The sequence below is a fragment of the Rhodopila sp. genome (assembly GCF_965277165.1).
Taxonomy (GTDB): Bacteria; Pseudomonadota; Alphaproteobacteria; order Acetobacterales; family Acetobacteraceae; genus Rhodopila.
Genome location: NZ_CBDICE010000006.1, coordinates 2,949,625 through 2,965,065, shown reverse-complemented (window position 1 = coordinate 2,965,065; position 15,441 = coordinate 2,949,625). Strand labels below are relative to the sequence as shown.

Genomic DNA, 15,441 nt, shown 5'->3' with positions numbered 1-15,441 from the left:
TTTCATCGCGCGCGAGCGCGTCCCGCGTTACATCGCGCGCGAGCGCGTCCCACATTACATCGCGAACGTGCGCTCACGCCTTATCCCCCAGCGCGCGAACCAACGCCGGCAACAAATCCTCGACCACCAGACCCGGCCCGGCCAGCGCCGCCGCGCGGCCATGCAGCCACGCACCCGCCGCCGCCGCCTCCCAAGCCGGCATACCCTGTGCCAGCAGCCCGGCAATCACCCCCGACAGCACGTCTCCCGCCCCCGCCGTGGCCAGCCAGGGCGGAGCCGACAGGTTGATCGCCGCCCGTCCATCGGGCGAGGCGATGATGGTGTCGGCGCCCTTCAGCAGCACCACCGCGCCGGTAAGCGCCGCCGCTGCCCTGGCCGCCGACAGCCGGCCATCGACCGGCGCACCGAACACCCGGGCAAACTCACCGGCATGAGGCGTCAGCACCGCCGCCCCGCGCAACGCCCGGGCATCGCCGGCGAACGCCGAAAACACATCCGCGTCGCCAACCACCACCCGGTTCGCCGCGATCAGCTCGGGAAACACCGACCGTGCTTGCTCCGCCCCGAGCCCCGGACCGCACACCCAAACCTTGCGCCGATCGTCGTCCAGCAACGAGGCGATAGCGTCGGTGCTGACCAGCAACCCCGGCTCACCCGACCGATACGTCTCCGCCGACCCAAGTGCCGCGATCGTCACCATGCCGGCACCGGCCCGCCTGGCCGCCTCGGCCGCCAGCCGTGCCGCCCCGGTCATCGCCGCGCCACCCACCACGCTGACATGGCCGCGGCTATATTTGTGCGCCTCCGCGCCCAAACCCGGCAGCCGCCACAGCGTCGGCAGGTTGGCGAACGTCAGTGGCGCGATCGGGTCGAGCACGCGGTCTTGAATACCGATATCGGCCAACTCGATCCACCCGCAACGCCCGCGTCCCGGCAGCAGCAGGTGACCCGGCTTCAGCCGAAAGAAGCTCACCGTCAGCGCCGCCTCCGGCGCGAAGCCCAACACCGTGCCACTGGCCCCATCAACCCCTGAAGGCACATCGACCGCGACCACAAGCCGCGCCGCCCTCAGCGTTTCGGCAACTACACCATCGACCGGGCGAGCGAGCCCGGCGCCAAACACCGCGTCGATCACCACATCGGCCCGCGCCGCCTCGGCCGGGTCGAACACCGCGGATGGCCGGTGCCACAGCCGCGCCGCTCCGGCCGCATCCGACCCTTCGCGCGGCGCCGCCAGTGCTGCCAGCCGCACCGGCCAGCCCTGCTGACGCAACAGTCGCGCCGCGACATAACCGTCGCCGCCATTGTTGCCCGGCCCGGCTAGCACCAGCACCCGGCACCGCCCGAAATGGCGCATCACCGCTCGCGCCACCGCCCGTCCCGCCGTTTCCATCAGTGCGGCGCCGGAGTGCCCAAGCTCGACCGCACCCTGATCCGCCCGCGCCATCTGAACCGGCGTCAGCAGCGCGGCACGCCCGCGCAGCCGGGTCGCCAACTCCGGGTCAAAGCTGCGCAACGATCCGTCAGCCGAGGACATCGTCGTCATCCCTTGATTGGCGGCCCCCACCCAGCCACGACAACCCCGCCACCACAACCTCGCCACCACAACCTCGCAGCAACGCCTCAGCCGGCGCCCCGGTTTGACCGGCCCCGGCAACCTTGCCGCCGCACCGGCAATCCGGTGTAGCCTTGGCCGCCATGCGCCCCGCCGATCACCTCACCGCTCACTTGCTGGAACTGCTGATCCCGCTCGGCCCGGTCTCGGCCCGGCCGATGTTCGGCGGCGTCGGCCTATTCCTCGAAGGCCGTATGTTCGGCCTGATCGCCCGCGACGAGCTGTTCCTGAAGGTCGGCGACGCCAACCGCCCGATGTATGAAGCCGCCGGAGAAGCCCCGTTCAGCTACCCGACGCGAAACGGAACCCACACCATCACCTCCTACTGGCGCTGCCCGCCCGACCTTCTGGACGAGGCCGAAACCTTCCAGACCTGGGCCCGCCAGGCGGTCGAGGCCGCTCTCGCCGCCGCCCGCCGCAAGCCGACCCGCAAGCGCGGCGCGCGGCGCTCTTGCGGCCGCACCTGAGCCTATTCGTCGAGATTAACCCTCTAGCCTCGTGGATGGCCTGGCTCGAGATCCGGGCAAAAAATTCGGCTCGTATGGCCGGAAATCAAAGGCTCCAGATACGACGCTCCACCAAACTGGACGTTCACATCGGGTCTGAAGACGGCATGGATGACATAGCTATTGGCATGGCATGCGATCTCCCAAATCGATCGCTTAAGGCATAAGGGAATCTATCGGATAGAGCGGTCGCCTCAGGACCGTCCGTGTCTCGGCGTCGACCCCAACGACGGTGCCTAAGAGGTTCAGGTTTGAGTGCACCCAATCTTCGGGAACGAACGTTTTTTGCATTTAGTCCTCCAGGTCAGGATCAATGGCCCCTTGCTCTTCAAGCAGCTTTTGTAACGCCAACCCCTGTGGCGTGGCGCCGCTTCGGCTTAGGAACTCCGGCATGAGCGTGTCGGTCGCCCGGCCACCTGAGGCGGCGTTCGGTTCGTGGCGGACCTGATACAGCCCGGTTTCATCGTCGTGGAGCATCTGCCAGCGGTCGCCGTTGGAGCTGCTGTAGAAAGTCGTGGTGCTGATCATGCGGTCTTTCCAGCAGTAGATCGGTTTTAGGTCGTACAGTATGGGGCCTGGTGCGCTCTAGTATAATGCGGCCCGCGTGCGGTAGACAAAGAATTCCGAAGGGAGGATTTTGTTTGGAGGGACCGGCGAAACCTTGGCCGCAAGAAAATTTTAGGCTACACGCCGTTCGTCAGAAGCCAAAGTATCCGCATCCATTATGAGGTGGAGGGCGATTGTCTTCTTTGAGCCGCAGTCGCAATTGTCCGTTCCGGTGATTGTAGCGCCGGAGCAAAGGATCACGTTCCTTCCGCTGCCAACAGACGGGGCAACCACAGTCGAGGCGCAGACAGCTTTTGCGTTGCCGCCAGCAAGTGGACATTCGGAGTTGCAGGTCCCTCCGCAGCCCGGCGGCCCGATCATCATTTTTCCGAAATCGGAACAAGCGGAGATCAATCCGGCGGATGCAAGACCGCTTGAATCTGTCTCCCCGAGACCCTGAGCGCACTGATGAGCGGGCTTGCGGCAGGAGAGAACGGAGCACGGCAGGTCCATAGGGCGAAGGAAAAAGCCTAGTCTAACGCCTCAAGGCGGGAGGCCGGCTGTGCGGCTTCCCTTCTTGTCCTCGATTGGTGGCCCCAACCACCGCGATTGCAACGACGCTTTGAACGTGATCCGCGTGAGGGAGCGCAACACCTCTTGCAATCGCGCTGGCGTGCATCGGGTCGACCGGGACGAAAGCTAAACTGCGAGCAACAAACTATGACATGCATCGCAAGATACCGGCTCCCGTTCAGGGATCGCGCCGCGAGCATGTCATCCTCGGTTAGTTAACAATCCGCGAACAAGCGATAACACGATCCCGACTCCGATGGGCTGCAGGAAACCATTAGCGCTTGAAACCGCCCCCCTCAAGCCGCCCGCGTCAACCGCTTCACCAACGCCGAAATCCGATGCCGTCGCAGCTCGCTCCGCGCCTTGTCATCCGTCGTCATGTAATTCAGCTGCACGCTATACCGCTGCCCAACGAACCGCCGGTGCCCATGCCAGGTCGTCGGTCCGTTCGGAAACGCCAGCAAAGTGCCATTGACCGGCGGAACCTCCACCGCGAAATCCTCCAGATCATCCGGCCCGCGCAACAGCCGCAAACAACCCTCCTGCCGAGCCCAGGCATCGGTCTGCCGGTTCAGGTACAGCAGCAGCGTCACCCGCTTGGCCAGCGAATCACAATGAATCCGCCCATCCCGCTCCCCAGTCCAGCCGCGCAGCGTCACCATCGTCGGCGACCCAACCAGGTCCAGCCCGAACAGACCCTCGATCGCCGAACGCAGCTCCGCCCCCTCCATCGCCGCCATCAACGCCCGCGCGTTCGGTCCCAGCTTCACCGCGTCGACCGGAAACGACCCGCGCTTGCCCAAAGCCGGCAGGTCGGCCAGCACCGCGTCCAGCGCCGCCGGCGGCACGAACCCCGGCACCACCACATGCGCAAACGGCTCACCCGCCACCGCTGTCGCCGCCAACTTGGGAAAATCCAGCTCGATCATCCGGCGCGGCTTAGCAGCAAAGCCTCGGTCAGGTCGAGCAGGTCATCGGCCCAGTATTCATCGGGTCTGGGCCGCGCCGGGTGCAGCCCTGCATCGGCCCGGCAGGTCAGCACCGGCAGCACCCACCGAACCGGCAGCGACGCTCGGCCATCTGCCGCACCCAGCAGCGCACCGGCGATCGCGGCGTTGGTATCGCTGTCGCCGCCCCGCCCGACGGTCTCGATCAGCGCAGCCTCCACCCCGGTCCCGCCGGCCAGATGAAAAAACGCGTTCTGCAACGCGATCAGCACCCAGCCCATCTGGCGCTGAAAGTCGGCCACGCCATCGCCCCCAGCCGCGCGGCGCAGCGCCACCCCGACCGGCGCCGCATCCGCCCCCGCAGCATCGGCCACGCGCAGCGCCGTCGCCACCATCCCCTCGCGGCCCGCCCCGCCAATCCCCGCCGCGATCGCCGCCGCAAACGCCGCGCACGCCGCCCGGCAAACCGGATGCGGATGCGACAGCGCCGAATCCGCGTCCGCCACCCGCGCCGCCTCGTCCGCATCACCCGCCCACACCCCGATCGGAGCAATCCGCATCAGCGACCCATTGCTCTGGCTGTCGCGACTGGCACTGGCGCGCGCAGCACCCGCCTGGTCGCTCGCCTCCGCCGCCGCGCCAAACGCCAGCGCGGTGGTCTGCCCGATATCGAACGGCCCACTGCGATACCAGTGCGCATAGGCCGCCGCCGCCGCCTCCGGATCGTAACCCCCCGCCCGCACCAGCGACCGCCCCAGCGCCAGCGCCAGCTCGGAATCATCGGTCGGCTGCCCGGCCAGCGTCTTCCACACCGGGCTGTCGGCCAGCTCGCGCACCCCATCCGGATGCGCCGCCCGGATCGTCTCCTCGGTCTCGAACTCCACCTGAGACCCCAGACTGTCGCCGATCACCAACCCCAGCATGCAACCCAGCGCGCGATCCAATCGCTGCCCCTCGGCCACCCGAGGCCACCCCAGCGTCACTTTCGGCGCCCGTCTGGCCTCGCTGCTGCCGCGCCATTGCCGAGACCGCAGTGTCGCCACCGCCCCAGCCGCGCCGCCAAAACACGCAAACGGCCGGCACGCGCCATCCGCGCCATAGCGCACCGCCACCCCGTCCTCGGCCAGTAGCACCCCCCCGGCCGCGCCCAGCAGCGCGTGCCCGGCGGCAATGTCGTGCGCATTCACCGGACGCAGCGTCACCGTGCCGATCGCATCCCCGACCGCCACCCGGGCCAGCCGATAGGCGATCGAGGGCAGCGGCATGAACCGCCCCGGCGCGCACGCGGTGCCGCTCCACACCGGCCGCTGCCCGGCGCCATGGTTCAGCAACACCACCTCGCCCGCCGCCAGCCCCCGCCCGCTCAGGTCGTTGCCGACCGGCGCGCCGTTGCGGCTGATCCCGCCACCCTCCGCCCAGGCAATCATGTCGGCGCCGCGATCGGGGCTGCTCGGCGCATACACCACCCCCAGCACCGGCAAGCCCTCGCGCAGCAATCCGACCGAGATCGCACTGCCTCGCCGCCCCTCCAGGAACGCCCGCGTACCGTCATGCGGATCGACCACCCAGCAATACCCGTTCGCCGCCGCCGCCAGCACGCCCGATTCCTCGCCGACGAACCGGGCCGGCAGCAGCGCGGTCAGCCGCGCGCGCAGGAACAGCTCGATCTCGGTGTCGATCGGCGCGGTGTCGCTGTCGCTGAACCGCGGCCCGTCAGGCCGGCTGAACTCGGCGACCAGCCAGCCCCCGGCGGTCTCCACCAGCGCAATCACCATCGGCAGCAGCGCGGCCGGAGTCCGGGGCAGGGGGGGCGTGCTCATCATAAGCTCAAAGTGTCTAGGCGTTCGTGGCCGGACAAGCTATCTCGGTCGCGCCCGCCATGGATAACGCCACGCCCAATTTGCCCCCCGACGGACCGCTGCCGGTCTATCGACGCATGATTGCCGACGGCAGGCTGGAACCCGACCCGGCCCAGGCCACCGCCGTCGATCGCCTGCAGGACCTGTGGGATCGTCTGGGCGGTTACGACCCCAGCCCAGCCGCTTCGGCCGGCACCGGGCTGCTGTCGCGCCTGATGCGCCGCCGCCACGCCGAGGAATACGTGCCCACCGGCCTCTACCTCGTGGGCGAGGTCGGACGCGGCAAATCCATGTTGATGGACCTGTTCTTCGATACCGCGGACGTCGCCCGCAAGCAGCGCATCCACTTCCACCGCTTCATGCAGGACGTCCACAGCCGCATGCATGCCTGGAAGAAGGCGCAGCCGCGGGGTTCCGATCCGATCCCGCCGCTGGCCGATCATATCGCCGCCGAGGCCGCGCTGCTCTGCTTCGACGAATTTCAGGTCAACGACATCGCTGATGCGATGATCCTGGGCCGGCTGTTCCAGGCCCTGTTCGACCGCGGCGTGGTGGTGGTGACCACGTCCAACACCGCGCCCGACGATCTGTTCAAGGGCCAGCCCGGACGCGACGCCTTCCTGCCCTTCATCGGCCTGATCAAGCAGCGACTGGAACTGCTGCTAATGGGTGGCGGTCGTGACTATCGGCGCGAGAGAATGCGTGGTCTGCGCACCTGGCTGGTGCCGGCCGACGCGACCGCCCGCCGCGAACTCGACAACGCCTTCAACCGGCTGACCGGCGGCGCTGCGATCCGCCCGGAGACCCTAACGGTCATGGGCCGCAACCTGCTGGTCGCCCAGGCCGCCGACGGCGTCGCCCGGTTCGATTTCGACGCCCTGTGCAACACCGCGCTGGGCGCCGGCGATTACCTGGCCATCGCAACGCGATTCCACACCTTGATCCTCGATGAGGTGCCGCTGCTGTCGCCCGACAACTACGACCAGGCCCGCCGTTTCATCGTGCTGGTGGACACCATCTACGATCTGCGGATGAAGCTGATCGCCTCGGCCGACGCACCCCCCGACAAACTCTACCAGCAAGGCAAGAACGCCAAAATGTTCGAACGCACCGCCTCGCGCCTCGACGAAATGCAAAGCGAGGATTGGATCACCCAGGCGCATTCCCGCGGATCCACGCCGCCAGCCTGAAACAACCAGCTACGCCCGTCCCCCCAGACCCGGCGCCCAACAGCCCCGGCGCCCAACAGACCCGGCGCCCAACACACCCGGCGCCCAACAGACCCGGCGCCCAAGCTTGGCAAAACCTTACCGCCCGGCAATACTGTCCGTCTTCCAGCCTGAACGCAGCAACCCGATCACCGCTGCTGCCAAGGGACACAAAACGACCAAACGACAGGCCAACCGTCGAGCGGGGGTAAACCATGATTGGACTGGTGCGCCTCTCCCTGCGCCGGCCCTACACGTCCGCGATCGCTGCCATGCTGGTCCTCCTGCTCGGCGCCCTCTCGGTCACCCGCATGATCGTCGACATCTTCCCGGTGATCGACATCCCCGTCGTCCTGGTGGTGTGGAACTACCCCGGCCTCAGCACCGAGGACATGGAACGCCGCGTCGTTTTCATCAGCGAACGCGCCTATTCCACCACCGTCAACGGCATCTCCCGCATCGAATCACAGTCCATCCCCGGCACCGGCCTGCTCAAGGTCTACTTCCAGCCCGGCACCTCGATCGGCGGCGCCATCGCCCAGATCTCCTCGGTCAACAACTCCATCCTCCGCATCGCCCCGCCCGGCATGCAACCGCCGGCAGTCATCCAGTTCAACGCCTCTAACGTTCCGGTTGTGCAACTGACGATGTCGTCGAAAACGCTGACCGAGCAGCAGATCTATGATTACAGTTTGAACTTCATCCGGGTGAAACTGTTCACCATTCCCGGTCTTTCCACTCCCGGACCGTTCGGCGGCAAGCAGCGCCAGATCGACGTCGACGTCGATCCCGCCCGGCTCGCCGCCAAGGGCCTCTCGCTCACCAACGTGGTCAACGCGCTGCAAACCTCCAACGTCATCATCCCCGCCGGCACCGCCCGCATCGGCGATCGCGAATACAACGTCCAACTGAACTCCAGTCCCTCCGCGGTCGACCGTTTCAACGCACTGCCGATCGGCGTGTTCAACGGCGTGCCGGTCACCATCGGCGATATCGGCCATGCCAGCGACAGCTTCGCCACCCAGAGCAACATCGTCCACGTCAACGGCAAACGAGCGGTCTATCTGGCGATCCTCAAGCACGCCGATGCCTCCACCCTCGCAGTGGTCGACGCCACCCGCGCCGCGCTGCCCGAGATCGAGGCCGCCGCGCCCAAAGGACTCGTACTGAAGCTCGATTTCGACCAGTCGGTGTTCGTTCGCGCCGCGGTCGAAAACGTCGTCCGAGAAGCGATCATCTCCTCGATCCTGGTCTCCGTGCTGATCCTGGTGTTCCTCGGAAGCTGGCGCAACACCGTCATCGTCTCGGCGTCGATCCCGCTATCGGTGTTCGCCGGCATCATCGGATTGTTCCTTACAGGAAACAGTATCAACCTGATGACGCTCGGCGGCCTCGCCCTGGCGATCGGCCTGCTGGTCGACAACGCCACCGTCGTCATCGAAAATATCCATCGCAACCTGACCATCGGCAAGCAGCTCACCGTGGCGATCCTCGACGGCGCCGCCGAAGTGATCCAGCCGCTCACCGTCGCCACCCTGGCGATCTGCATCGTGTTCTTCCCAGTCGTCATGCTGTTCGGCGTGGCCCGCTATCTGTTCATCCCACTCGCCGCCACCGTCGTGTTCTGCATGCTCGCCTCCTACGCCCTCAGCTTCACCGTCGTGCCCAGCTTCGCACGTCTGCTGCTCACCACCCACGACGAACACCACGCCCAGGCAAAAGGCTTCTTCGCCCTGTTCGACCGCGGGTTCGAGCGTTTCCGCGCCGGCTACGGCTGGATGCTGCAGGGCACCCTGCGCCACCGCGGCTTCGTCCTGATCGTCTTCGTCGCCCTGCTGGCGGTCACCGGCGTCGTCGCCACCACAATCGGACTGGACTTCTTCCCCAGCGCCGATGTCGGCCTGATCAAGCTGCACTACCGCGCCCCGCCCGGAACCCGCATCGAGGACACCGAAAAGCTGGTGCTGAAGGTCGAGGACGCCGTCCGCCGCATCATTCCGCCAAAAGAACTCGACACCATCAACGACACCATCGGCGTGCCGTCCTCGTTCAACCTGGCGTTCGTGCCCAGCGACAACGTCGGCGACATGGACGCCGAAATACTGATTTCGCTGAAACCCGGTCATCACCCGACCAATAACTACATCCGCTCCATCCGGGCCGATCTGCCGCCGCAGTTCCCCGGCAGCGTGTTCTATTTCCAGACCGCCGATATCGTCAGCCAGGTGCTCAACTTCGGCTTGTCGGCGCCGATCGACGTGCAGATCCAGGACGTCAATTTCAATCGTTCCTATGGCCTAGCACAGCAACTCGTGCAGCGTATGAAGGCGATCCCCGGCGTCGTCGACGCCCATATCGTCCAGGTGCTGAACTATCCGGCCCTGCAAATCAATGTCGATCGCCTGCGAGCCGCCGAATTGAAAGTCTCCCAGCGCGACGTCGCCAGCAACATGCTCACCTCGCTGTCGTCCTCCGTGCTGGTGTCGCCGAACTTCTTCCTCAATCCGCAGAATAACGTGAACTACTCGGTCGCGGTGCGGACCCCGATCAGCCACATCAACTCGGTCAACGACCTGCTCAGCACGCCGGTCGCCACCCCTCCCACGGTGCTCGCCTCAGCCGATCCCGCGCTACTGCCGGCCGCCCCGGTGATCCGCCTGGCCGACGTCGCCACCATCGATCCGCGCTCCAGCCTCGAATCGGTCAACCATTACACCGTGCAGCGCGAACTCGACATCGCCGCCAACGTCGACGGCCGCGACCTCGGCGGCGCCGCCGACGACATCCAGACCGCGATCAACCAGATCAGCAAGGGACTGCCGATCACCACCCATATCGACATCCGCGGCCAGAACCAGGTGATGCGCGCCTCGTTCCGCAGCCTGGGCCTCGGCATGATCCTGGCCGTGATCCTGGTCTACGCCCTGCTGGTGGTGCTGTTCCAATCCTGGGTCGATCCGTTCATCATCATGATGGCGGTGCCCGGCGGCCTGCTCGGCATCATCTGGATGCTCGCCCTCAGCGGCACCACGATCAACGTCGAATCGCTGATGGGATCGATCATGACCATCGGCATCTCGGTCTCCAACTCCATCCTGGTCGTCAGCTTCGCCAACGACCTGCGCGCCCGCGCCGACATCACCGTCAATCAGGCCGCGGTCGGCGCCTGCACCATCCGCCTGCGCCCGGTGCTGATGACCGCCCTGGCGATGATCATCGGCATGCTGCCCATGGCCTTGGGCCTCGGCGACGCCGGCGAGCAGAACGCCCCGCTCGGGCGCGCCGTCATCGGCGGCCTGATCGTAGCCACCATCGCAACGTTATTCATCGTGCCGATCTTCTATACCTTGCTCCGGCGTAAGCCCCCCACCCTGCATACCCTCGACGTCCGCTTCGCCGCCGAGGCTGCCGGCGCCGCCCACACCGCAGAACCCCCGCCCGGAGAAACTTCTCCCGGAAAACCCTCGCCCGGAGAAACCACACATGGCTAGACGTGGTCGTTTCGCCTCCCTGCTGCTCTATTTGTCCGGCATCGTGGTGATCGCCGTCGCTGCGCTCGGTTTCTGGCGCATGTGGTACGACAACGGCGAGGCACTGGCCGCGTCGCGCCAAACCCTGGCAAGCAATATCGCCCGCGGCCCCGTGGTGCAGGTCGTGCAGGTGACCCAGGGACCAGACCAGAGATCGATCCGCCTGCTCGGCGACACCAGGCCCTACCAGAGCGCCACACTGTACAGCAAAGTCAGCGGCTACCTGACCTCGATCACGGTCGACCGCGGCGACCGGGTCAAGGCCGGCGAGCTGCTTGCCACCGTCGCCTCGGTCGAGACCGACCAGCAATACCAGTCCGCGCTACAGGATATGGAAAACAAGAAGCGCAACTGGACACGCGCGCAGGACCTGGTCGCCCACGGCTGGACATCGCATCAGGCTGCCGATCAGGCGGAAACCGACTACACCATGGCAGCGGCCACGCTGGCGCAGAACGCAACGATGAAGTCGTACGAACAGATCCGCGCCCCGTTCGACGGCGTGGTCACGGCGCGCTTCGTCGATGTCGGCGCCCTGGTGCAGAACTCCACCACCAACAAGACCAGCAACCAGCCGGTGCTGACCGTCGCCGATGAAGCGCGGCTGCGCGTCGATGTCTTCGTCGACCAGCGCGACGTCCCCTACATCCATGTCGGCGACCGCGCCGAGGTCACCGACGGCGCCAACGCCGAACGCAAGGTCCAGGCAACGATCGCACGTACCTCCGACGAACTCGATCCCCGCACCCGCACCCTGTTCGTCGAGCTCGACGTCGACAACGCCGACCATTTCCTGCTCCCCGGCAGCTTCGCCTACGTCACCCTGCACGTTCCGGTGCAAAGCTATCCCCAGATTCCTGTCGCCGGACTGATCGTGCGCGGCAGCCGAACCATGATCGCCGATCTCGGCCCTGATCAGACCGTGCATCTGCGCCAGGTGCAGGTCGCGCGCACCGACGGCATCAGCGCCGAACTGGCCCACGGCGCCACCGTCGGCCAGAACGTCGCCATCAATCTGCCCGACGAAGTCGGCGATGGCGGCCGCATCCAGCCGGTCAACGCAGCCCGCTAGCCCAGCCGGTCGCGAGCCCGGCCTGTCGCTGGCCCAGCCTGTCGCTGGCCCAGCCGGTCGCAAGCCAAGCCGGTCGCAAGCCCAGCCTGTCGCTGGCCCAGCCTTGCCGCTCCCGGCGCGATGGGTTAGCAACGGCCACCTTCCGGGCCGCCATTTCCCGCCCCGCCAGAACCCGGCCACTCCCAACCCCCTGGCCAACCCCGGCCCCGGCCCAAAGGTCCCGGCAAGGCCCGTTTCATCCACCCGGCGCGCCGCGCGCCTTCCGAAGGGACTCCGCCCATGGCTCGCAACAAGATCGCCCTGATCGGCGCCGGCAACATCGGCGGCACGCTGGCCCATCTGATCGGCCTGAAACAACTCGGCGACGTCGTGCTGTTCGACGTGTTCGGCGGGGTCGCCGCCGGCAAGGCGCTCGATATCATGCAGTCCGGCCCGGTCGACGGCTTCGACGCGCTGATGACCGGCGGCTCAGACTACGCCGCCATCAAGCACGCCGACGTGGTGATCGTCACCGCCGGCTTCCCGCGCACACCGGGGATGTCGCGCGACGACCTGATCGGCAAGAACGCCGGCGTCATCGCCCAGGTCGCCGAGGGCATCAAGACCAACTGCCCGAACGCCTTCGTCATCTGCATCACCAACCCGCTCGACGCCATGGTCTGGGTGATGCAGAAGAAGTCTGGCCTGCCGGCCAACAAGGTCGTCGGCATGGCCGGCATCCTCGACAGCTCCCGCTTCCAGTTGTTCCTGGCCCAGGAATTCGGCGTCTCGGTGCAGGACGTCACCGCCTTCGTGTTGGGCGGCCACGGCGACACCATGGTGCCGCTCACCCGCTACTCCACCGTCGCTGGCATCCCGGTGCCCGACCTGATCAAGATGGGCTGGACCACCCAGGCCAAGATCGACGCCATCGTCGAGCGCACCGCCAACGGCGGCGGCGAAATCGTCAAGCTGCTGGAACGCGGCAGCGCCTTCTACGCCCCCGCCGCCTCCGCCATCGCCATGGCCGAGGCCTACCTGCTGGACAAGAAGCGCGTGCTGCCGTGTGCCGCCCACCTCGACGGTCAATACGGCATCAAGGACCTCTACGTCGGCGTCCCGGTGGTGATCGGCGCCGGCGGCGTCGAGCGCATCGTCGAGATCGAACTCAACGCCAGCGAAAAAGCCGCCTTCGACAAGTCCTGCGCCGCGGTCAAGGAACTGATCGAAGCATCGCGCAAGCTGACCGGCTAGACCCTGCGTTGAACGCAGCGCCCCCAACGTGCAAGCAAACAATCGCGCTGTGCGGAACGTTCGTCGTCCGAAGGACGCGCTGTTCGCGCCGCGTGAGTCGTCCGAAGGACGCGCTGTTCGCGCCGCGTGAATCGTCCGAAAGACGCGCTGTTCACGCGAGCCGCGTGAATCGCTCGACAAAACAAAAGCTAGACCAACCGCAATGTGCACGGCCAGACTAAATCCGCTTCCAGGGAACCGGCGATGAACATCCACGAATACCAGGCCAAGGAACTGCTCAAGCGCTACGGCGTCGGCGTGCTCGACGGCCACATCGCCTGGACGCCCGAGGAAGCCGAGGCCGCCGCCGCCAAGCTCTCCGGCCCGGTCTACGTGGTCAAGTCGCAGATCCACGCCGGCGGCCGCGGTGCCGGCCGTTTCGCCGACGATCCAACCGGCCAGGGCGGCGTCCGCCTGGCCCGCTCGGCAGCTGAAGTCCACGCCGCCGCGGAAGCGATGATCGGCCACACTCTGGTTACCAAGCAGACCGGCGACGCCGGCCGTTCGGTGCGCCGGGTCTATGTCGAAGCCGGCTGCGATATCGCCCGCGAACTCTATCTCTCGCTGCTGGTCGACCGGCTCAGCGGCCGCGTCACCATCATCGCCTGCACCGAAGGCGGCATGGAGATCGAGGACGTCAGCCTCGCCCACCCGGAAAAGATCCTGCGCGTCGGCATCGATCCGGCGACCGGCATCGCCGGTTTCCACGCCCGCCGTCTCGCCGCCGGACTCGGTCTCGCCGGCAAGCAGGCCGTCGCCTTCGGCAAGTTCCTCAACGCCGTCCACGCCGCCTTCATCGCGCTCGACTGCGCCGTCATCGAGATCAACCCGCTGGTCGTCACCGCCGGCGGCGACATCATCGCGCTCGACGCCAAGGTCAGCTTCGACGACAACGCCCTGTTCCGCCACCCGGAACTGGAAAAGCTGCGCGACGAGGCCGAGGAGGACCCGAAGGAACTCGAAGCCGCCCGGTTCGAACTCAACTACGTCGCCCTCGACGGCAACATCGGCTGCATGGTCAACGGCGCCGGCCTGGCGATGGCGACAATGGACATCATCAAGCTGTTCGGCATGTCACCAGCGAACTTCCTCGATGTCGGCGGCGGCGCCACCAAGGAACGCGTCACCGCCGCGTTCAAGATCATCCTCTCCGACCCCAACGTCGAGGGCATCCTGATCAACATCTTCGGCGGCATCATGCGCTGCGACGTGATCGCCGACGGCGTCGTCTCCGCCGCCCGCGAGGTGCAACTCTCGGTCCCCCTGGTGGTCCGCCTCGCCGGCACCAACGTCGATCTCGGCAAGCAGATCATGGCCAAATCGAACCTGCCGATCGTCGCCGCCGACAATCTTGCTGATGCCGCCGAGAAGATCGTCAAAGCCGTGCGGGAGGCCGCCTAGATGTCGGTTCTGGTCAACCGCGACACCAAGGTGATCTGCCAGGGCTTCACCGGCGCCCAGGGCACCTATCACTCGGAACAGGCGATCGCCTACGGCACCAAGATGGTCGGCGGCGTCACCCCGGGCAAAGGCGGCAGCACCCACCTCAACCTGCCGGTGTTCGATACCGTCTGGCAGTGCCGCGAAAAAACCGGCGCCGACGCCTCGGTGATCTACGTCCCGCCACCCTTCGCCGCCGACGCCATCCTGGAGGCGATCGACGCCGAATTCCCTCTGATCATCTGCATCACCGAGGGTATCCCGGTGCTCGACATGGTGCGCGTCAAACGCGCTCTCAGCGGGTCGAAATCCCGCCTGATCGGGCCTAACTGCCCCGGCGTCATCACTCCCGACGAGTGCAAGATCGGCATCATGCCCGGCCACATCCACAAGCGCGGCAGCGTCGGCATCGTCTCACGCTCCGGCACCCTCACCTACGAGGCGGTGGCGCAAACCACCGCCGCCGGCCTCGGCCAGACCAGTTGCGTCGGCATCGGCGGCGACCCGGTCAAGGGCACCGACTTCATCGAGGTGCTGGAGATGTTCCTGGCCGACTCCGAAACAAAACAGATCGTCATGATCGGCGAGATCGGCGGCCAAAGCGAAACCGACGCCGCCGAATTCCTCGCCCGGAATAAGGTGAAAAAACCCACCGTCGGCTTCATCGCCGGCGCCGCCGCCCCGCCCGGCCGCCGCATGGGCCACGCCGGCGCGGTGATCAGCGGCGGCAAGGACACCGCCGCCGCCAAGATGGAAGCCATGCGCGCCGCCGGCATCCATGTCGCCGACAGCCCCGCCGCCCTAGGCAGCACGATGGTGGAGGTGCTCAAGCGGTAAATCTCGCGCGTCCCGCCCGTCCTTGCCAAAGGCTTG

The 15,441-nt window shown here is 66.6% G+C and carries 11 protein-coding genes; 7 read left to right on the top strand and 4 right to left on the bottom strand.

Features of this window, described 5'->3' with window-relative positions:
• Nucleotides 1-73 precede the first annotated feature (73 nt).
• The gene (locus tag ACQY4Y_RS25760) at nucleotides 74-1,537 is read right to left on the bottom strand and encodes an NAD(P)H-hydrate dehydratase (RefSeq protein WP_428493408.1); all 1,464 of its coding nucleotides are present in this window, start codon (nucleotides 1,535-1,537) and stop codon (nucleotides 74-76) included.
• A 161-nt stretch (nucleotides 1,538-1,698) separates the two neighbouring features.
• Here ACQY4Y_RS25760 and ACQY4Y_RS25755 point away from each other — a divergent pair, with 161 nt between their 5' ends.
• Nucleotides 1,699-2,082, top strand: a complete 384-nt coding sequence (locus tag ACQY4Y_RS25755; RefSeq protein ID WP_428493716.1) for a TfoX/Sxy family protein — start codon at nucleotides 1,699-1,701, stop codon at nucleotides 2,080-2,082.
• Nucleotides 2,083-2,412: 330 nt separating this feature from the next.
• Here the strand turns inward: ACQY4Y_RS25755 and ACQY4Y_RS25750 are convergent, their stop codons facing one another.
• The 3 genes from ACQY4Y_RS25750 to ACQY4Y_RS25740 form a co-directional block, all read right to left on the bottom strand.
• Nucleotides 2,413-2,649 (bottom strand): hypothetical protein, encoded by a 237-nt coding sequence (locus ACQY4Y_RS25750; protein ID WP_428493407.1) that lies wholly within the window; start codon nucleotides 2,647-2,649, stop codon nucleotides 2,413-2,415.
• Nucleotides 2,650-3,536: 887 nt separating this feature from the next.
• Nucleotides 3,537-4,169 (bottom strand): 2OG-Fe(II) oxygenase, encoded by a 633-nt coding sequence (locus ACQY4Y_RS25745; protein ID WP_428493406.1) that lies wholly within the window; start codon nucleotides 4,167-4,169, stop codon nucleotides 3,537-3,539.
• Nucleotides 4,166-6,007, bottom strand: coding sequence for an inositol monophosphatase family protein (locus ACQY4Y_RS25740; RefSeq protein ID WP_428493405.1), 1,842 nt, complete (start codon nucleotides 6,005-6,007; stop codon nucleotides 4,166-4,168). Before ACQY4Y_RS25740 ends, ACQY4Y_RS25745 begins: the two co-directional genes overlap by 4 nt.
• A 59-nt stretch (nucleotides 6,008-6,066) precedes the next feature.
• Between ACQY4Y_RS25740 and zapE the strand changes: the two genes are divergently transcribed.
• The 6 genes from zapE (at nucleotide 6,067) to sucD (ending at nucleotide 15,405) form a co-directional block, all read left to right on the top strand.
• A complete protein-coding gene (gene zapE / locus ACQY4Y_RS25735) occupies nucleotides 6,067-7,236 on the top strand; it encodes a cell division protein ZapE (RefSeq protein ID WP_428493404.1) in 1,170 nt (389 codons plus the stop codon).
• A 233-nt stretch (nucleotides 7,237-7,469) separates the two neighbouring features.
• Entirely contained in the window at nucleotides 7,470-10,745 is a 3,276-nt protein-coding gene (locus tag ACQY4Y_RS25730; RefSeq protein WP_428493403.1) for an efflux RND transporter permease subunit, read from the top strand.
• On the top strand, nucleotides 10,738-11,856 hold the full coding sequence (locus tag ACQY4Y_RS25725; protein ID WP_428493402.1) for an efflux RND transporter periplasmic adaptor subunit: 1,119 nt from the start codon (nucleotides 10,738-10,740) through the stop codon (nucleotides 11,854-11,856). The genes ACQY4Y_RS25730 and ACQY4Y_RS25725 overlap by 8 nt, the downstream gene beginning before the upstream one ends.
• 279 nt (nucleotides 11,857-12,135) lie before the next feature.
• A complete protein-coding gene (gene mdh / locus ACQY4Y_RS25720) occupies nucleotides 12,136-13,089 on the top strand; it encodes a malate dehydrogenase (protein WP_428493401.1) in 954 nt (317 codons plus the stop codon).
• Nucleotides 13,090-13,332: 243 nt separating this feature from the next.
• Nucleotides 13,333-14,529 carry an ADP-forming succinate--CoA ligase subunit beta gene (sucC, locus tag ACQY4Y_RS25715; protein WP_428493400.1) on the top strand — a complete coding sequence of 399 codons (1,197 nt, stop codon included), beginning with the start codon at nucleotides 13,333-13,335 and terminating at the stop codon, nucleotides 14,527-14,529.
• Nucleotides 14,530-15,405 carry a succinate--CoA ligase subunit alpha gene (gene sucD, locus ACQY4Y_RS25710; RefSeq protein WP_428493399.1) on the top strand — a complete coding sequence of 292 codons (876 nt, stop codon included), beginning with the start codon at nucleotides 14,530-14,532 and terminating at the stop codon, nucleotides 15,403-15,405. It begins immediately after the preceding gene.
• Nucleotides 15,406-15,441: the final 36 nt, after the last annotated feature.